We start from the raw sequence: 18,839 nt of genomic DNA on the forward strand, positions 1-18,839 counted from the left end.
AAAATTATGTTTAATTACCAGGATAAGATTGTTGTTATAACCGGGGGTGCAAGTGGCATTGGCCGGGCCGCTACAATTGCATTTGCCAGGCAGGGCGCAATTGTTCATGTAATCGAATTACAGGAAACCGGCTGGGATTCCCTTGAAGCAGAAATTAAAGGGCTGGGCGGGAAAGCGTTTATCCATTTGTGTGATGTTAGCGACCAGCAAAAAATACTGGGTGTATTCCAGCAAATCGGTCGTGTTGACGTATTGGTGAACAATGCCGGAATAGCCCATATCGGCAAGGTTACCACCACTTCAGAAAAAGACCTGGACCGGTTGTTCAATGTAAATGTTAAAGGCGTATACAATTGCATGTTTGCTGCCATTCCGATGATGCAGCAACAGGGCGGGGGCGTTATCCTGAATATGAGCTCAATAGCATCCATGGTTGGTCTGCCTGACCGCTTTGCGTATTCCATGACTAAAGGAGCTGTTTATGCAATGACCATTTCAGCAGCCCGCGATTACCTGAAAGACAATATAAGGGTTAACTGTATTTCTCCAGCAAGGGTGCATACCCCGTTTGTTGATGGCTTCCTGGCAAAAAATTACCCTGGGAAGGAAGAGGAAATGTTTGAGAAGTTATCGGCATCACAGCCTATTGGCCGTATGGGAAAACCGGAAGAAATAGCGACTTTACTATTATACCTCTGCTCAGACGAAGCTGCATTTATTACCGGAAATGATTACCCTATTGACGGGGGATTTGTAAAATTAAATACCTGATAACATGAAACTGATCAGATTTGGCGAATCGGGAAAGGAAAAGCCCGGCATATGCATTGGCGATAAATATTATGATGTATCCGGTTTTATCCAGGATTATAATGAAAGTTTTTTTGCCAATGGCGGGATTGCGCACCTGCAATGGATGCTGGGCAGGTATGAAAACCAGTTACCGCTTATTCCGGCCGGAAGCCGCCTGGGGGCGCCGGTTGGCAGGCCATCAAAGATCATTTGCATCGGGCTGAATTATATTGACCATGCACGCGAGACAAATGCCAAACCGCCTACCGAGCCCATTATATTCATGAAAGCAACAACAGCTGTCTGCGGCCCTTTTGATGATGTGGTTATCCCCCGTGGCTCTGAAAAAACGGACTGGGAAGTTGAACTGGCAGTTGTTATTGGTAAAACCGCCAGCTATGTTACAGAGGCAAATGCTATGGAACATGTAGCCGGCTACTGCCTGCACAATGATGTGAGTGAGCGGGCTTTCCAACTGGAAAGAGGCGGCACCTGGGATAAGGGTAAGGGTTGTGATACCTTTGCCCCGCTTGGTCCATACCTGGGTACTCCCGATGAAATTGCCGACGTACACCAACTTCGTTTGTGGCTTTCTGTTAATGGTAAAAAGATGCAGGACGGATCAACCAGTAACCTGATTTTCAATATTCCTTTTTTAATTTCTTATACCAGCCAGTTCATGACCTTGTTGCCCGGTGATATCATTTCAACAGGAACACCCGCAGGCGTTGGTCTTGGCTTTGATCCGCCTGTTTACCTGAAACCAGGCGACGTGATCGAACTGGGCATTGACGGACTGGGAACTTCCATGCAAAAGTGTAAAGCATATGGCCAGGATTGATGCACACCAGCATTTCTGGAAATTTGATCCGGTGCGTGATGCCTGGATTAATGAGGATATGCATTTAATCAGGCGTGATTTTATGCCGGAAGACCTGCTGCCGGAACTGGTTGCCGCGGGAATATCGGGGACAATCGCTGTCCAGGCCGATCAAAGTGAAAATGAAACCGAATTCCTGCTTGAATTATCCCGCCAAAACGATTTTATTAAAGGCGTGGTGGGATGGGTTGACCTCTGCTCTGGTGGCATAGAAGAAAGACTGCAGTATTTTAAACAGTTTGAAAAGATCAGGGGATTCAGGCATGTTTTGCAGGGCGAAGCAGACCGGGCATTTATGTTAACTCCGGCTTTTCTTAAAGGAATTTCTTTGTTAAGGAAGTTCGGGTTTACTTATGATATTTTGATCTACCCCGATCAACTCACTTATTCTTTAACGTTATGCCGGAATTTCCCTGATCAGCCTTTTATTATTGACCATCTTGCGAAACCCTATATTAAGAAGGGTGAAATTTCAGATTGGAAAAGGGATATCAGTGCTTTTAAATCCTGTGACAATGTGTATTGCAAGGTATCCGGAATAATCACTGAAGCTAACTGGGAGACCTGGAAAGCAGATGATATTTTTCCTTACCTGGATGTTGTGGTAGAAACATTTGGCGTGGACCGGCTGGTATTTGGTTCTGACTGGCCGGTATGCAGGGTAGCAGGTAATTACCAGCGGGTAAAAGGATTAACTGACCAGTACTTTTCCTCATTTACTGCTTCAGAAAAAGACAAATTCTATGGCGGGAATGCCACCATTTTTTATAAACTATAAAAACATTATATGAACCTCGAACTACAGGATAAAGTGATCATCGTTACAGGTGGTGCCAAAGGAATTGGGGAAGGAATTGTGCGCCTGCTGGCAGCAGAGGGTGCAATCCCTGTAATTGTTGGCCGGCGTGAAGCCGACAACCTGAACCTGGTGAATGCCCTCCATAAGCAGGGACTGAAAGCTGCGCAGGTTGTAGCCGAACTGACCGATCCCGAAGCTTCCCGGATAGCAGTGGATACCGTAATGCAGCAGTTTGGCCAGATTGACGGATTGGTGAACAATGCAGGTGTAAATGATGGTATAGGCCTGGAATCGGGCGATTATCAAGGATTCATTGCCTCACTGCACCGTAACCTGGTTCACTATTACCTTATGGCAAAATATGCTTTACCCGCCCTGAAAAAATCAAAGGGTGCGATTGTCAATATCACTTCTAAGACTGCAGAGACCGGCCAGGGTAATACCTCAGCATATGCTGCGAGTAATGGTGGCCGTAATGCCTTAACCCGCGAATGGGCGGTGGAATTATTAAAGTACGGCATCAGGGTAAATGCAATTGTAGTTGCTGAATGCTGGACGCCACTTTATGCCAGCTGGATAAATTCATTACCCAACCCGGCAGAAAAGCTGGAGCAGATCAATGCGAGTATTCCATTTGAAAACAGGATGACAACAGCTGAAGAAATTGCGAATATGGCTGTCTTTTTATTGTCCGGCCGTTCCAGCCACACAACCGGGCAATTGATCCATGTAGATGGTGGCTATGTGCATCTCGACAGAGTAATTAAGTCGTAAAACCTTACCATGAACATAAAGATATTACAGATTAACCCAAAAGACAATGTTCTTGTTGCATTGACAAATCTCCACAAAGGTGAATTGATACCCTGGGAAGGGGACCAGATAGAATTAATTGATAACATTCCTGCAAAGCATAAACTTGCTATTACACCATTAAAAACCGGCGACCCCGTGTTTATGTACGGGGTATTGGTAGGCAGGGCGCAGGCCGATATCCCACGCGGCGGATGTATTACCACAGCTAACCTTAAACACGCCGCAGAACCATATGATTACCATGGGGTAAAATATAGCTGGACACCACCAGATACCAGCCGGTTCAAAAACCGGGATTTCTTAGGTTATTATCGCAATGATGGCAGGGTAGGAACTGCCAATTACTGGTTATTTATACCTACCGTTTTTTGCGAAAACAGGAACCTTGATGTTATTAAGGAAGCACTTGTAAATGAATTGGGTTATGGTGTAACAGATAAGTATAAACGATATACCAAACAATTGGCCGATGCTATCAGGAATGGCGATAAACTGGATTCGGTTTCATTGTCTCCGGATACCTCCAGCCAGCATCGCCTGTTTAAAAACGTTGATGGTATCAAATTCCTGAACCACGACGGTGGATGCGGAGGGATACGGCAGGATTCTGCAATACTCGGTAAATTATTGGCGGCCTATGCCAACCATCCAAATGTTGGTGGTATAACCTTACTGAGCCTGGGTTGCCAGCACCTGCAGACCAAAGACCTGGTGGATGAAATCCGTATTCAAAACCCGGCATTTGACAAGCCATTATTTGTTTTTGAGCAGCAACAATCGGTTAGCGAACCGGAATTGATTACAACTGCGATCAGGAAAACTTTTGAAGGTTTGCAAATGATCAACCAGCAGGAAAGGAAACCGGCAACTCTGGACAAACTTTGTGTTGGGGTTAAATGTGGTGGCAGCGATGGATTTAGCGGTATTTCCGCTAACCCGGCTGTTGGTTATTGTTCTGACCTGCTTGTCGCTTTAGGCGCAAAGGTACTTCTGGCAGAATTTCCGGAATTGTGTGGTGCTGAGCAGGAATTGATCGATCGTAGTGTGAATGAAGCTACAGCCAGGAAATTCATGCACCTGATGCAATCTTATGATGCACAGGCCCATTTGGTTGGATCCGGATTTGATATGAATCCATCTCCGGGAAATATCAGGGATGGATTAATTACTGATGCTATCAAAAGTGCGGGAGCTGCGAAGAAAGGGGGGCATTCCCCGGTTGTTGATGTGCTGGACTATACAGAACAAGCTACCAAACCCGGTCTTAGCCTGGTTTGTACACCTGGCAATGATGTGGAGGCCACTACAGGTAAGGCTGCAGCAGGGGCTACCCTGATTTTGTTTACAACAGGTTTGGGAACGCCAACCGGAAACCCGGTTTGTCCAACTATTAAACTGGCTACAAATACAACCCTGGCCAAAAGGATGCCCGATATTATTGATATTGATACGGGGCCGATCATTACGGGAGAAAAAACAATTGCCGAAATGGGCGAGGAAATATTGGAATACTGTATACTGGCAGCCAGTGGCAAAGTGATACCAAAGGCAGTTCAGTTGAACCAGGATGATTTTATCCCCTGGAAAAGAGGGGTAAGCCTTTAATCCGTAAATTGATCATTTAAAATCAATAAATAAATTCCATGCGGCAATTGATCCTGGTGTTCCTGCTTATTGCAGGTATGTTTTCCCATGCTGGTGCGCAAGACCTTTCCTTATATGAGAAAAGGACCTTTATTAGTCCGGAGGGTGATACGCTTCCTTACAGGATATTATACCCTGAAAACTATGACCGCGGCAAAAAATACCCGTTGGTTCTTTTCCTGCATGGTGCCGGTGAAAGGGGAAATGATAATGAATTGCAACTGGTGCATGGTTCAAAATTATTTCTTGCTGATTCCAACCGGAGGAAGTATCCTGCAATTGTAATTATTCCCCAATGTCCATTGAATGTTGCCTGGAGCTCTGTTTCTGTAGACCGGCAAAAGCAACCGATGGAGTTCCATTTCAGTTATAAAAATCCATTATCTGCGCCTTTACGTTCCGCAATAGCACTGACACAGTCTTTGATAAATTCAGAGAGTGTTGATGCAAAAAGGGTATATATAACGGGTTTGTCTATGGGAGGTATGGGTACTTATGAAGCTGTTTACCATATGCCTAAATTATTTGCAGCAGCAGCACCGATTTGTGGTGGCGGTGATGCAGCATCATACACGCGCAAAACCGCAAAAGTGCCTTTCTGGATCTTCCATGGCGATGCTGATGCCGTAGTTAATGTGCAATTGTCCCGGGATATGGTTGCCCGCCTTAAAGAGTTAAAAGGGAAAGTAAAGTATACCGAATATCCCGGCGTTAACCACAATAGCTGGGACAATGCTTTTGCTGAACCTGATTTCCTGGCCTGGATTTTTGCACAGCATAGATAAGGTAATAAGGTTAGTATACCTGTTTATTCCCTGATGCCACTGTTTTTTAGGATTTGGCATTCTGTAATAGTCGGTCTCCGTTTCATTTCCTGCTTCATCGGGCTTGACGGTTTTGGCGCGAAATAAAGGTGATCTTTTTTGGAAAACAGGGCTTTATGGAGGGGCTTTGGCCGGGGAGATATCAAAGAAATAAGGGCAGGAAACCCTTTCGGCCAGTTTCTCCCTACCTTCGCGCTTCGATGAAGCAACTTTCTACACTTAACAAATATTTTTGGAAGTACAGGTGGCGATTTATCCTGGGTGTATTTTTCATTATACTGTCAAACTATTTCGGCATACTGGCTCCCCAGATTACTGGTTACGTGGTAGACGCCGTAGAACAGCACCTTCCTGGGTATATTTCAAAAAAGACCAGCCATGCCTATGATCCCCTGGTAACCCGGTTAATATCCTGGACCAATTCAGTCAGTTTTACTCAATTGCTGCTGGCTTGCGGCCTTACTTTATTAGGCATTGCCTTACTACGGGGTTTTTTCATGTTCCTGATGCGCCAAACCATTATTGTGATGAGCCGGTTTATAGAGTTTGACCAGAAAAACGAAGTATATAATCATTACCAATTGCTGGACCTTAGTTTTTACAAGAAGAACAGTACCGGCGATTTGATGAACCGTATCACGGAAGATGTAAGCCGTGTAAGGATGTATACAGGTCCGGCAATTATGTATTTTATTAACCTTGCAGTAACTATCAGTTTCAGTGTGTTTTATATGCTGAACACGAATACGCGGTTAACCATCCTGGTGCTTTCCCCATTGCCTTTGCTGGCCATCGTCATTTATTTTGTAAACACGATCATTAACCGGCGCAGTGAAAGGATCCAGGAACTATTATCCGACCTCACTACAACCGCACAGGAATCCTATTCCGGCATACGCGTCATTAAATCATTTGTCCAGGAAAAATCGCAGCAACTTTTTTTCGAACAAAACAGCGAAGCTTACAGGAAGAACGCAATCGGTTTAGCGAAGGTGGAAGCGATTTATTTCCCTTCCATGTCATTTATGATCGGCATAAGTACACTCTTAACTATTTTGATTGGTGGCATATATTCCCTTCAGCCGGGAAGTGGTGTAACTGCAGGCACCCTGGCAGAGTTCATCATGTATATTAATATCCTTACATTCCCGGTTAGTGCAATCGGGTGGACGGCAAGTATGATCCAAAGGGCAGCCGCCTCTCAGAAAAGGATTAATGAATTCCTTGATACTAAGCCACTCATCAGGCAACCCGAGCCCGCATTAACGCCCGTGTTTAGTGGAAATATTGAATTTAAAAATCTGGCTTATACCTACCCCCAGACAGGCATAAAAGCAATTGACAATTTTTCCCTGTCTGTCCGAAAAGGGGAAAAAGTGGCGATAATTGGCCGTACTGGAAGTGGCAAAACCTCATTAGCGCAACTGTTACTCCGGATGTATGATCCCGACGAGGGAACTATTACTTTTGATGGTACGGATATCCGGCAACTGGACCTGCATCATCTCCGGAACCAGGTGAGTTATGTGCCGCAGGATGTTTTTTTATTCAGTGATTCGATCCGGAATAATATTGGTTTTGGAATGGAAGTCGTAAATGAAGAAGCCATTATAAATGCGGCCAGGGCTGCCTGTGTGCATAAGGAAATAGAAGGGTTTGCCCAGCAGTATGATACCGTAATAGGGGAGCGCGGGGTAACATTAAGCGGCGGACAAAAACAAAGGATCAGTATTGCCAGGGGCTTGTTGAAGAATCCCCAGATAATTGTTTTTGATGATTGCCTGAGTGCGGTTGATGCCAAAACGGAAAAACAGATAATTGCAAACCTTTATTCGTACCTGCAGGACAAAACTGCAATAATCATTACACACAGGATTTTTTCATTGTTTTCATTTGATAAAATTGTTGTGCTTGAAGATGGCCATATCGCAGAAATTGGTACTCATGAGCAATTGGTTAACAGTAATGGTTACTACCGATATCTTTTTGAACACCAGCAGGATGAATCAGAAGAAGAGGCTGTTAATAACGGGTAGTGGTAAACACTTAGGGTGATATAAAAGTTTTGTAAAATTTTGATAATTCCAAAACAACTCCTTTATTTGCTTCTACTTAATCAGTATCAAAAAAAATTATTAACAGAAAAACAAACACTGTGGCGTACGAGAATAATGAAAAAAAGATGGAGAGCGTTTACAGTAAGCGCATCAGAGCAGGTAAAAGAAGAACATACTTCTTTGATGTGAGGGCTACCCGGAGCAATGATTATTACCTGACCATTACGGAAAGCCGGAAGAGGTTTGATGACAACGGTTATGACCGGCATAAAATCTTTTTATACAAGGAGGACTTTAATAAATTCCTGAAAGCATTAACAGAGGCTGTTGATTATGTAAAAACAGACCTGATGCCTGATTTTGATTTTGATGCATTTAACCACGACAACATTGAAGAAGGTGGCGATGTAATTGATGCAGTGGAAACTGAAATAGTAATTGTTGAAACAGTTCCTGTTGTAAACAATCCTGTAATCAGTTCAGAAATCCTGCCTGCCGCCGGAAATGATGAGGAAGTAGATAAGTGGTAAACCGACCAACCAATTGCTTATTTTCAAATGGCCTCGTCAGAGGCCATTTTCTATTTTAATCCTTATGTTATTGAAATACAGGAGCTGCCAGAATAAAAACTAAACAGAATTGCATAAGGATAGCCTGCAATCACTAAATTTGTTAAAATTTTAAACTAAAGCTCTGTATGCAATGGTCTGAATTCTTCACCTCATCGGTTGGCAAGAAATTCGTAATGGGTCTTACCGGATTATTCCTGATCGCTTTCCTGGTTGTTCACGTTGGTATTAATGCCTGCATTTTTGCAGATTTGCCCATTTTCAATGAAAATGATAATGGTGCGATGTTCAATAAGGCGGCCCATTTTATGGGTTCAACCGTCCTGATCAGAATTATGGAAATTGGGCTCTTCATTGGGTTTATCATCCATATAGTCCAGGGATATGTACTGGAAGTCCGCAACAGGGCAAGCAGGGGGATAGGTTACGAAGTGAAAATGGGTAACAAGGGAAGTAAATGGTATAGCCGTTCAATGGGTTTACTGGGAACAATCATCCTGCTTTTTTTGGTGTTGCACCTTGGCCATTTCTGGGTTAAAGCCCGTTTTACACATGAAATAATGCCAGTTACTTATAACGGTGTAGAAATGCATGATATGTTCATGGAAATGCAGATGGTGTTCATGGAGCCCTGGGTTGTTGTAGTGTATGTATTAGGATGCTTTTCCCTGGCCTATCACCTGGCCCATGGCTTTCAGAGTGCCTTCAAAACAATTGGAGTTCATAATAAGAAGTACAGCCTGATGATCACCAGCCTTGGCTATGGCTTTGCCATCCTGGTTCCGCTGGTTTTTGCACTAATGCCTATTGCCATGTACTTTCAGTGGGTTAAATAGCTGTGGCTGTTTAAAGGCTATGCCCCGCTAATTTCAAAACATAACGTTTCTAATCATCGATATATGATCAACTCAAAAATACCTGCTGGTCCATTAGAAAATAAATGGACTGATTTCAAGGGACACTGTAAGCTGGTTAATCCGGCGAACAAAAGAAAGTTGGAAGTGATTATTGTTGGAACCGGTTTGGCGGGAGCTTCTGCTGCTGCTTCCCTGGGGGAGTTGGGCTATAAAGTAAAAGCATTCTGTTTCCAGGACTCACCACGCCGGGCACATAGTATTGCAGCCCAGGGTGGAATAAATGCTGCAAAGAATTACCAGAATGATGGTGATTCGGTTTTCCGTTTATTTTATGATACTATTAAAGGCGGAGACTACAGGGCACGCGAGGCCAATGTGCACAGGCTTGCGGAAGTAAGTACAAATATTATTGACCAGTGTGTTGCTCAAGGTGTTCCTTTTGCACGTGAATATGGTGGATTGCTGAGCAACCGTTCTTTTGGTGGAACCCAGGTACAACGCACCTTTTATGCTGCCGGTCAAACTGGCCAGCAATTGCTTATTGGTGCATACCAGGCATTGGAAAGGCAGGTAGCCCTGGGAAATGTTACCATGTATAGCCGCCATGAGATGCAAGATGTTGTGCTAATAGATGGAAAGGCAAGGGGAATAATTGCACGTAACCTGGTTACCGGCGAACTGGAACGCTATTTCGGCCATGCGGTACTTTTATGTTCCGGTGGTTATGGGAACGTCTTTTACCTTAGTACCATGGGGATGGGCAGTAATGTTACTGCAGCATGGAAGGCACACAAAAAGGGGGCATTTTTTGGCAACCCTTGTTTTACCCAAATCCATCCTACCTGCATACCGGTTAGTGGCGACCATCAGAGTAAACTGACCTTAATGTCGGAATCCCTCAGGAATGATGGAAGAATCTGGGTGCCCAAAAAACAGGGTGATGACCGTAAGCCCAATGAAATTCCTGAAGATGAACGCGATTATTACCTCGAAAGAAGATACCCTGCATTTGGAAACCTGGTACCCCGTGATGTTGCCAGCCGCGCAGCAAAAGAGCGTTGCGATGCTGGTTATGGTGTAGGCACTTCCAAGCAGGCGGTTTACCTCGATTATGACGATGCTTTCAAGCGCTATGGTGAGATTGAAGTGAAAAAGCGCAACCTGGACAATATCTCCGCTGAAGAAATTATCAGGTTGGGTAAGGAAGTTGTAAAAGAAAAATACGGTAACCTTTTCAACATGTATGAAAAGATTACCGGTGAAAACCCATATGAAGTGCCGATGCGGATTTACCCGGCTGTGCACTATACAATGGGTGGATTATGGGTTGATTATGAACTGATGACTACTGTTCCGGGGTTATATGCCCTTGGTGAAGCCAATTTTTCTGACCATGGTGCCAACCGCTTAGGTGCTTCTGCACTGATGCAGGGATTGGCCGATGGTTATTTTGTGATCCCTTATACTATTGGGAATTACCTGGCAGATGAAATCAGGACACATTCTATTCCGACCGATCATCCGGCTTTTGTCGAGGCTGAAAAAGAAGTGGCCAATCGCATCAACCAACTGATGAATATTAAAGGAAAGCAAACTGTGGAAAGCTTCCATAAGCGGCTTGGAAAAATCATGTGGGATAAATGTGGTATGGCACGGAATGCCCAGGGGTTGCAGGAAGCTATCGGATCCATCCAGGCCCTCAAAAAGGAGTTTTGGTCTGATGTGCGGATACCGGGCAGTGTAAAAGAAATGAACCCGGAGCTGGATAAAGCCAGCAGGGTAGCAGATTTTCTCGAATTGGGCGAACTGATGTGTATTGATGCCCTGAACAGGAATGAAAGTTGCGGCGGGCATTTCCGGGAAGAAAGTCAAACTGAAGAAGGAGAAGCAAAACGTGATGATGCAAATTTCGCTTATGTGTCAGCGTGGGAATATAAAGGTGAGCACGATTGGCAATTACACAAGGAAGTGCTTGATTTCGAAGTAGCAAAACCAAGTCAGCGGAGTTATAAATAATTAGAAATAATTTTTTCACTATGGAACACGGAACCATAAATCTGACCTTAAAAGTCTGGAAGCAACAAAACAGCCAGGAGAAAGGACGTTTTGAAACTTACCCGGTTAAAGGCATTTCCCAGGAAATGTCATTCCTGGAAATGTTTGATGTATTGAATGAGCAACTTATTCGTGATGGTAAGGAACCAATTGCATTTGACCACGATTGCCGCGAGGGAATTTGCGGGATGTGTTCCATGTATATAGATGGTAAACCCCATGGTCCATGGAATGCCAATACGGTCTGCCAGCTGCATATGCGGGCGTATAAAGATGGCGATACCATTGTGGTTGAACCCTGGAGGGCCAATGCTTTCCCGGTGATTAAAGACCTGATGGTTGACCGCAGTGCTTTTGACCGGATCATCCAGGCCGGCGGTTATATTTCAGTGAATACCGGCAATGCAGTAGATGCCAATTCTTTGCCTGTTGAAAAGAAAAACGCTGATAGTGCTTTTGCAGCAGCTGCCTGTATCGGTTGTGGTGCATGTGTGGCAGCCTGTAAAAACAGCTCAGCAATGTTATTCCTTTCTGCAAAAGTTAGTCATCTTGCTTTACTGCCACAGGGAGAGCCTGAGCGCAGGACCCGTGTACTCAATATGGTTGCACAAATGGATAAGGAAGGATTTGGTGCCTGTACCAATACCGGGGCCTGTGAAGCAGTTTGCCCGAAAGAAATATCTATCAGTAATATCGCCAGGCTGAATGCGGAATATATTAGTGCAGGTTTGGTTTCGGAAGGATAAAAAGAGTAAACGGTGAGCGGTAAGCCGTGAGCGGTGGCCTCCAGGATGGTACAATATAAAAATTGAAATAAGAAAGCCAGTGATTTTAAATTCACTGGCTTTCGGCTTTAATAAGGTCGTTTCAAGACATAAACTCACTGGAGTAAAGCATACAACTGATCTTTCAGTTCTACCCGCTTCAGCCTCAGTTCATTTAAATAAGCATCTGAAGTTGGTTCCAGGCCGTTTTCTATACGCTCAACTTCATGGTTAACGGTATTGTACTCATCGTAAAGTGTTTTAAAAGCAGGATCGGAAGCTTTTAAATCAAGTATTTTCTCTTTCTGCTCAGGGAATTCATTCAATAAATAATGCTTGTCCATAACAATTGATTATGGCCTAAAAATAATTGGATCTGTTTGCTGGCAGGCTGATTATAGTTAACCAGGATATTGATATTTATCAATAGAAAAATTAAAAAAATCTGCTGCAACCATTTACTCAGGATGCAGGGGCCAATGGCCTGTGCGGGTGTTGGTACTTTGCCAACTGGTATGCCGGATGGCAGCAGGGGCATTGCCGTTCCCAGGACAATTGTCTCGGTTGTTAAAATGGAAAAAGTGCTGAAACTGTCCACATAAGATCATTCCTTCTTCGTACCTTTGCGCCTCGAAAAGGGATATTTATATGATTTCAGTTAATAATGTAACGCTGTCTTTTGGAAAGCGGGTTTTGTTTGATGAAGTGAACCTAAGCTTCAACAAAGGCAATTGTTATGGGGTGATCGGTGCAAATGGCGCAGGCAAATCGACTTTCCTGAAAATATTGTCCGGGGAAATTGAACCTACGAAAGGGTCTGTAAGTATTTCTCCTGGCGAGCGTATGGCCGTTTTGAAGCAGAACCACTTTGCATTTGACGAAGTTACTGTTCTTAATACCGTGCTGATGGGTCACCAGAAGATGTGGGATGTGATGCAGGAGCGGGATGCTATTTATGCCAAAGCCGATTTCTCTGAGGAGGATGGTATGCGTGCCGGTGAACTTGAAGGTGAATTTGGGGAAATGGGTGGATATACAGCAGAAAGTGATGCCGGTAGTATGTTAAGTGAACTGGGTGTTCCTGAACAGTTCCACCAAAGTTTGATGAAAGATATTCCTGGTAACCTGAAATTACGGGTATTGCTGGCCCAGGCGATATTCGGGAATCCGGATATATTATTATTGGATGAACCTACAAACGGTCTTGATATTGAAACAATTAGCTGGTTGGAAAACTTCCTTGCCGATTATGAAAATATCGTTCTTGTAGTTTCCCATGACCGTCACTTCCTCGATGCGGTATGTACCCATGTGGCTGATGTGGATCGCCAAAAAATCAAAATTTTCACAGGTAACTATACCTTCTGGTATGAGAGTTCGCAATTGATGAGCCGCCAGATAAATGATAAGAACAAAAAAACCGAAGAAAAGCGCCAGGCCCTGATGGAGTTCATTGCCCGGTTCAGCGCGAATGCTTCCAAATCAAAACAGGCCACCAGTCGGAAAAAAGCCCTCGAAAAACTTACTATTGATGAAATCGAGCCATCGAACCGTCGCTATCCGGGTATCATTTTCCAGCCCCAGCGTGAGGTAGGTAACCAGATTTTAAATGTGGAGAAACTGGCTTCCTCTGTTGATGGCAGGTTATTGTTCGATAAAGTGAGTTTTAGTGTAAATAAGGGCGATAAAATTGCTTTCCTTAGCAAGGATCCTCTTGCCATCACCAATTTCTTTGAAATCATCACTAACCACAAAAAGGCCGATAAAGGGCATTTTGAGTGGGGAACCACTATCACTACAGCTTACCTTCCCCTGGAGAATAACGAGTTCTTCACTAATGGACTAACACTCATGGATTGGCTGCGTCAATATGTGCCTCCACATGTTACGGATGCTGATGAACCATTCCTGCGGGGATTTTTAGGAAAGATGCTGTTTGGAGGCGATGATATCCTGAAGAAAACCAATGTACTTAGCGGGGGGGAAAAAGTACGTTGTATGCTCAGCCGGATGATGCTCCAGAACCCCAACCTGATCATACTTGACCAGCCAACAAACCACCTGGACCTTGAAAGCATCCAGAGTTTCAATGAAGGTTGCCAGAATTTCCCTGGTATAGTTTTGATGACTTCACATGACCATACGTTTATGCAAACGGTGGCCAACAGGATTATTGAACTGACACCCGGAGGTATTATAGACCGCCTGATGTCCTTTGATGAATATCTTGAAAATGATCGTGTCAAACAACTTCGGGAAGAATTGTATGGTGAAAAGGTGATGGTTTAAAACCGGTAGGATACCCCACATAAAAAACCGGCAAAATAGTCACCGAATCTTCCCTGGAAATAACCAGTATACCGGTCAATGGTAAAGTGATAACCCATAATATAATACATTGTATTTATACGGTTATAGTATTGTACTTTGCTATCTAGTGTGGTAAGTCCTGACCCCAGGCCAAACTTCATGCCCATACTTTTTTTGTTTTTCAGCGCAAAATTAAATTCTGTAAAACCACCAACGCTTCCAGGCAAAGATTTCCTGTCTACCATTGTCACCAGAGAGTCTGGAATATTTTCCCTGAAACTCTGGTAATCACCAAATTCTTTTGAAACAGATCCTTCAACGCCAATAACTTTCCATTCAAACCTGTGTCCCATTGGAATTACCAGGGATACTCCGCCAAGTAAGCCGGCTGAGCCTGTAAACCTCCCACCTTCTAAAGCATGTAATCTTACAGGATCAACATAGTAAGGATAGGAATAATAGTCGGCCCAGTTAACCTTATAACTACCTGCGCTTCCCTGAAGCCCATAAAAAAACTGCACGTTTTTTCCAACCAGTAAACTCTGGTGGAACTTCAGGTGTGCAATAAAAAGACGGTCTGAAAGATTATCATTTGAACTTCCATTTGTAAAGCCAACGGAACCATAATTGGCTACCCGCATGCTGTCCCGTAAAAGTGGTGTGGCATTATAACTTGTCTGGATATTTGGATAGGGACTAAGAAAAATTACTTGTTGTTCAATACAGCTTGTTAGCAAAGGGGGAATAATTGCAATGAGCAGCAATAAACGAAGAAAGCTTTTTTTCATTAAATAGGGTTTAGCAGTAAAGATAATAGTAATAAGGGCCTGTTATAAGCGGTGGGTCATGAATTAGACAGTAGAATCAGGGGTTTCGTTGCACCATTAAACGGGCAATAAATGCTACTTTTAAACGCTTTTAAGCAAACCGGCAGATTGGGAAAATTATTGTTGATATGTATACTGATCGTATCCTTTACGGGAATTGCTGTGGCACAGGTACCCTTACCTGACCATAGTAAAATACCTGTATCCAACCTGAAAATCCGGCGTATTCCAGTTTATGCCGGTAAAACTGTTCTTGATTCGCTTAGCGTGGTTCCGGGATCTGTGAAGATTACAGGTTTTCCTGATTCCTCCTTCCAGGTAGATTGGCTGAATGCCAGTATTTTCTGGATACAAAAACCACCTTTTGACTCGGTAACAGTAAGGTACAGGGTTTTGGAAAGTCGCCTTAATGCCAAAAAACAACCCCTTAATTTTGACAGTTTATTGAATATTCTGGTTAGCCAGCAAACAATTAAGGGTTTAAGCCCGGTAGCCAGCGCCGGGGAGGATTTTTTCAATTTCGGGAACATAACTTACAATGGTAGTTTTGGCCGCGGCATTTCTTTCGGTAATGCGCAGGATGCAGTGGTAAATTCAAGCCTGAATTTGCAGATCAACGGGTACCTGGCAGACAGCATTGAAATAGCTGCTGCCATTACTGATAATAATATTCCCATCCAACCCGATGGAACAACACAGCAATTGAATGAATTTGACCGAATTTTCCTGCAATTTAAGAAAGACGGTTGGCAGCTTAGTTTGGGTGATATTGATATAAGGCAGAACAAAAACTATTTCCTTAATTTCTACAAAAGGCTGCAGGGGGGCGCGTTTGAAAATATTTCCAAAATCGCACCAAATATTACCAATAGCACAATGGTCAGCGGATCAATTGCAAAAGGAAAATTTACCAGGAATGTATTTGATGGACAGGAAGGAAACCAGGGGCCTTACCGGCTGACCGGTGCTAATAATGAACTTTATTTTGTTGTTCTTGCCGGAACTGAACGTGTTTATATTGATGGTGAATTACTGCAAAGGGGAGAAGATGCCGATTATGTTATCAATTACAATACTGCAGAAATTACTTTTACGCCAAGGCGGATGATCAATAAAGACCGCAGGATACAGGTGGAGTTTGAATATGCCGACCGTAATTACCTGAACACCAATCTTTACCTGGCCAATGAAACAGGATTCGGTAATCGTTTTCGGTTGCGCATGGGTGTTTTCTCCAATAATGATTCTAAAAATTCACCAATAAACCAAACACTCAATACGCCCCAAAAACGATTCCTCGGCGCACTGGGCGATAGTATTCAATATGCATATTATCCCATAGCTGCAATTGATACCTTTTCACCTGGTAAGATATTGTACAAAAAAATCGAAGTGCTGGTTAACGGAGTGCCTGATTCTATTTATGTGTATTCAACAAACCCGGACAGTGCAAAGTATAACCTGTCATTTATTGATGTAGGCGATAAGAAAGGAGATTATGAGCCCGACCTCAATGGTGCAAATGGTAAAGTGTACCGCTGGATTGAGCCGGTGAATGGTGTGCCCCAGGGCAGGTACGAACCTGCTACATTCCTGGTTAGTCCAAAGAAGCAGCAGGTTTTTACGATTGGTGGTGACTATACAGTAGCAGGCAAAACAAGTATTAGTGCCGATTTGGGTATGAGTAATTATGATGTAAATACTTTTTCAAAAAAGGATAAGGGTAATGACAAGGGCTTTGCCACAAAATTCCAGGCAATGCATATCATTCCCCTCAATGCTATATTGAAGTTGCAGGGTGATGGTAGCCTTGAATCAGTACAAAGCAATTTCAAGCCACTGGAGCGTTTGAGGAATGTTGAGTTTACGCGCGATTGGGGCTTGCCGCTTGTTGTAAGTGCGGCTGATGAAAAAATGTATAGTGCGGGCCTGGAATTGTCCGACAAAAAAGGTAATAAAATCAGGTACCAGTTAACCGGCTACAACCGGAGTGATTATTTTAATGGCATCCGCAACAGCCTGCAACATTACCAGGAATTTAAAGGATGGCATTTCAACAACCTGATCAGTTATACAAAAACCAGCAGCCAGTTGGATAAGGGGTATTTCCTGCGGCCTTCGGTGGATATTTCCAAATCATTGCCTGCGATAAAGAATTATACTGTAGGGTTTAGCTATGCACTTGAGCACAACGAAGCCAGAAATAAGGCAACAGATACAATTACTCCCAGTAGCTTTTCCTTTGATATCCTGAAGGTTTACCTGAAATCTGATGATAAAAAGCAAAACAGGTGGGGACTAAGTTATTATACCAGAAGCGACCAATTACCAATTGGGAAAGACCTGGTTCGCACAGATCGCAGCCAGAATTATACCTTGACCACAGAACTGTTATCGAATCCCTCACACCAACTGCGCATAAATACTACCTACCGTACCTTGCAGGTTTTTCAAAAAACATCGGCCAATACTGCTGCCGATAATAGTCTTCTGGGGCGCATGGAATACCAGGTTAACGAATGGAAAGGCATGTTAACGGGAAATCTATTATATGAATTGGGGGCGGGCCAGGAACAAAAAAGGGATTTAGCATTTCTTGAAGTGCCGGCCGGGCAGGGTGAGTACACATGGTTTGATTATAACAATGATGGAATCCAGCAACTAAATGAATTTGAGCTTGCCCTTTTTCCCGACCAGGCCAAGTTTATCCGCATTTTCACTCCCACCAACCAATATGTAAAAACATCTTATAATAGTTTTAATTATAGCCTGGCCCTGAATCCAAGGTCTTTGATAGATCCATTAAAATCCAGCGGGTTTAAAAAATTTGCAGCAAGAATCAACCTGCAGTCTTCCTTACAATTGTTCAGGAAGCAGATAGCAGACGGCACCATAAATTTCAACCCATTCAGTAATCAACTTGAGGATAGTTCCCTTCTTAGCCTTACCAATATTTGGGTAAATAGTATTGCATTTAACCGGTTCAATCCAAAATGGGGATTCGATGTCAGTAATGCCCGCAACAAGGGTAAGGTTTTGCTTACATATGGGCTTGAGAGCAGGGCGTTAACGGAATGGACTATGCGAAGCAGGTGGAATATTACCCGTCGGTTCACCGTGGAAGCTATTGGTAAAACAGGCACAAACCAGTTGATATCAGATAATTCGAAATTCGATAATAAAAACTACAAGATTGGGCAATATTCACTCGAGCCGCGCCTTACCTATACACGGGGTGCGAATTTCAGGGTTATAGGCAGCTTTAAATTCAATAATAAAGAAAACCAGGAAGGTGCTGGTGAAATATACCATTCCAATTCTTTCAATACCGATATCAAATACAATATTTTACAAAGTGCATCCATTCAGGGAAAGTTCACCTATGCGAACATTTCTTATCCCTACCCAACTAATACTACAGTAAGTTATATTATGCTGGAAGGTTTACAGCCCGGAAAGAATATGCTTTGGAGCCTTGACCTGACCAAGCGCCTGGGAAAAAACCTGGAAATGAATATTCAGTATGAAGGCCGGAAACCAGGCGAGAACCAGGTAATTCATATTGGCCGTGCTTCTTTGAGGGCCATCCTCTGATGGTTAAATCAACCTGATTTATATATGTAATTACAGCCTCCGGTTGAAAAT

16 protein-coding genes are annotated in these 18,839 nt (G+C 43.4%); 14 read left to right on the top strand and 2 right to left on the bottom strand.

The features are described 5' to 3' along the window. The first annotated feature begins 6 nt into the window (after window positions 1-6). From LAQ65_RS02295 to LAQ65_RS02345, 11 genes are all read left to right on the top strand, one after another. Window positions 7-771, top strand: a complete 765-nt coding sequence (locus LAQ65_RS02295; RefSeq protein WP_224115314.1) for an SDR family NAD(P)-dependent oxidoreductase — start codon at window positions 7-9, stop codon at window positions 769-771. Between the two features lie 4 nt (window positions 772-775). Then, window positions 776-1,633 carry a fumarylacetoacetate hydrolase family protein gene (locus tag LAQ65_RS02300; protein ID WP_224115315.1) on the top strand — a complete coding sequence of 286 codons (858 nt, stop codon included), beginning with the start codon at window positions 776-778 and terminating at the stop codon, window positions 1,631-1,633. Continuing rightward, window positions 1,620-2,450: an amidohydrolase family protein gene (locus tag LAQ65_RS02305; protein ID WP_224115316.1), complete on the top strand. Its 831-nt coding sequence runs from the start codon at window positions 1,620-1,622 to the stop codon at window positions 2,448-2,450. Before LAQ65_RS02300 ends, LAQ65_RS02305 begins: the two co-directional genes overlap by 14 nt. Before the next feature lie 9 nt (window positions 2,451-2,459). Continuing rightward, window positions 2,460-3,245: an L-fucose dehydrogenase gene (locus tag LAQ65_RS02310; RefSeq protein ID WP_224115317.1), complete on the top strand. Its 786-nt coding sequence runs from the start codon at window positions 2,460-2,462 to the stop codon at window positions 3,243-3,245. A 9-nt stretch (window positions 3,246-3,254) separates the two neighbouring features. Beyond that, window positions 3,255-4,892: a UxaA family hydrolase gene (locus LAQ65_RS02315; RefSeq protein ID WP_224115318.1), complete on the top strand. Its 1,638-nt coding sequence runs from the start codon at window positions 3,255-3,257 to the stop codon at window positions 4,890-4,892. A gap of 38 nt (window positions 4,893-4,930) precedes the next feature. Continuing rightward, entirely contained in the window at window positions 4,931-5,716 is a 786-nt protein-coding gene (locus LAQ65_RS02320; RefSeq protein ID WP_224115319.1) for a carboxylesterase family protein, read from the top strand. 239 nt (window positions 5,717-5,955) lie between these two features. Next, a complete protein-coding gene (locus LAQ65_RS02325) occupies window positions 5,956-7,791 on the top strand; it encodes an ABC transporter ATP-binding protein (protein ID WP_224115320.1) in 1,836 nt (611 codons plus the stop codon). A 119-nt stretch (window positions 7,792-7,910) separates the two neighbouring features. After that, window positions 7,911-8,342, top strand: a complete 432-nt coding sequence (locus LAQ65_RS02330; RefSeq protein ID WP_224115321.1) for a DUF3276 family protein — start codon at window positions 7,911-7,913, stop codon at window positions 8,340-8,342. A gap of 167 nt (window positions 8,343-8,509) precedes the next feature. Further along, window positions 8,510-9,217: a succinate dehydrogenase cytochrome b subunit gene (locus tag LAQ65_RS02335; protein ID WP_224115322.1), complete on the top strand. Its 708-nt coding sequence runs from the start codon at window positions 8,510-8,512 to the stop codon at window positions 9,215-9,217. Window positions 9,218-9,280: 63 nt separating this feature from the next. After that, window positions 9,281-11,254, top strand: a complete 1,974-nt coding sequence (locus LAQ65_RS02340) for a fumarate reductase/succinate dehydrogenase flavoprotein subunit (RefSeq protein WP_224115323.1) — start codon at window positions 9,281-9,283, stop codon at window positions 11,252-11,254. A gap of 20 nt (window positions 11,255-11,274) precedes the next feature. After that, window positions 11,275-12,039: a succinate dehydrogenase/fumarate reductase iron-sulfur subunit gene (locus LAQ65_RS02345; RefSeq protein ID WP_224115324.1), complete on the top strand. Its 765-nt coding sequence runs from the start codon at window positions 11,275-11,277 to the stop codon at window positions 12,037-12,039. Between the two features lie 134 nt (window positions 12,040-12,173). Here the strand turns inward: LAQ65_RS02345 and LAQ65_RS02350 are convergent, their stop codons facing one another. Next, window positions 12,174-12,401: a YdcH family protein gene (locus LAQ65_RS02350; RefSeq protein ID WP_224115325.1), complete on the bottom strand. Its 228-nt coding sequence runs from the start codon at window positions 12,399-12,401 to the stop codon at window positions 12,174-12,176. 123 nt (window positions 12,402-12,524) lie between these two features. Between LAQ65_RS02350 and LAQ65_RS21035 the strand changes: the two genes are divergently transcribed. Further along, window positions 12,525-12,659, top strand: coding sequence for a hypothetical protein (locus tag LAQ65_RS21035; protein WP_262901396.1), 135 nt, complete (start codon window positions 12,525-12,527; stop codon window positions 12,657-12,659). 46 nt (window positions 12,660-12,705) lie between these two features. Next, the gene (locus LAQ65_RS02355; protein ID WP_224115326.1) at window positions 12,706-14,346 is read left to right on the top strand and encodes an ABC-F family ATP-binding cassette domain-containing protein; all 1,641 of its coding nucleotides are present in this window, start codon (window positions 12,706-12,708) and stop codon (window positions 14,344-14,346) included. Here the strand turns inward: LAQ65_RS02355 and LAQ65_RS02360 are convergent. Beyond that, window positions 14,343-15,155: a hypothetical protein gene (locus tag LAQ65_RS02360; RefSeq protein WP_224115327.1), complete on the bottom strand. Its 813-nt coding sequence runs from the start codon at window positions 15,153-15,155 to the stop codon at window positions 14,343-14,345. The two genes, LAQ65_RS02355 and LAQ65_RS02360, sit on opposite strands and share 4 nt — an antisense overlap. Before the next feature lie 111 nt (window positions 15,156-15,266). Here LAQ65_RS02360 and LAQ65_RS02365 point away from each other — a divergent pair, with 111 nt between their 5' ends. Next, window positions 15,267-18,788 carry a hypothetical protein gene (locus tag LAQ65_RS02365; RefSeq protein ID WP_224115328.1) on the top strand — a complete coding sequence of 1,174 codons (3,522 nt, stop codon included), beginning with the start codon at window positions 15,267-15,269 and terminating at the stop codon, window positions 18,786-18,788. Window positions 18,789-18,839: the final 51 nt, after the last annotated feature.

Source organism: Flavihumibacter profundi, assembly GCF_020076305.1.
Lineage (GTDB): Bacteria > Bacteroidota > Bacteroidia > Chitinophagales > Chitinophagaceae > Flavihumibacter > Flavihumibacter profundi.

Excerpts from the sequence above, each read along its gene's own strand:
- LAQ65_RS02295 (WP_224115314.1), top strand. The coding sequence starts at position 7 with ATGTTTAATTACCAGGATAAGATTGTTGTTATAACCGGGGGTGCAAGT.
- LAQ65_RS02300 (WP_224115315.1), top strand. The coding sequence starts at position 776 with ATGAAACTGATCAGATTTGGCGAATCGGGAAAGGAAAAGCCCGGCATA.
- LAQ65_RS02305 (WP_224115316.1), top strand. The coding sequence starts at position 1,620 with ATGGCCAGGATTGATGCACACCAGCATTTCTGGAAATTTGATCCGGTG.
- LAQ65_RS02310 (WP_224115317.1), top strand. The coding sequence starts at position 2,460 with ATGAACCTCGAACTACAGGATAAAGTGATCATCGTTACAGGTGGTGCC.
- LAQ65_RS02315 (WP_224115318.1), top strand. The coding sequence starts at position 3,255 with ATGAACATAAAGATATTACAGATTAACCCAAAAGACAATGTTCTTGTT.
- LAQ65_RS02320 (WP_224115319.1), top strand. The coding sequence starts at position 4,931 with ATGCGGCAATTGATCCTGGTGTTCCTGCTTATTGCAGGTATGTTTTCC.
- LAQ65_RS02325 (WP_224115320.1), top strand. The coding sequence starts at position 5,956 with ATGAAGCAACTTTCTACACTTAACAAATATTTTTGGAAGTACAGGTGG.
- LAQ65_RS02335 (WP_224115322.1), top strand. The coding sequence starts at position 8,510 with ATGCAATGGTCTGAATTCTTCACCTCATCGGTTGGCAAGAAATTCGTA.
- LAQ65_RS02340 (WP_224115323.1), top strand. The coding sequence starts at position 9,281 with ATGATCAACTCAAAAATACCTGCTGGTCCATTAGAAAATAAATGGACT.
- LAQ65_RS02345 (WP_224115324.1), top strand. The coding sequence starts at position 11,275 with ATGGAACACGGAACCATAAATCTGACCTTAAAAGTCTGGAAGCAACAA.
- LAQ65_RS02350 (WP_224115325.1), bottom strand. The coding sequence starts at position 12,401 with ATGGACAAGCATTATTTATTGAATGAATTCCCTGAGCAGAAAGAGAAA.
- LAQ65_RS21035 (WP_262901396.1), top strand. The coding sequence starts at position 12,525 with ATGCAGGGGCCAATGGCCTGTGCGGGTGTTGGTACTTTGCCAACTGGT.
- LAQ65_RS02355 (WP_224115326.1), top strand. The coding sequence starts at position 12,706 with ATGATTTCAGTTAATAATGTAACGCTGTCTTTTGGAAAGCGGGTTTTG.
- LAQ65_RS02360 (WP_224115327.1), bottom strand. The coding sequence starts at position 15,155 with ATGAAAAAAAGCTTTCTTCGTTTATTGCTGCTCATTGCAATTATTCCC.
- LAQ65_RS02365 (WP_224115328.1), top strand. The coding sequence starts at position 15,267 with ATGCTACTTTTAAACGCTTTTAAGCAAACCGGCAGATTGGGAAAATTA.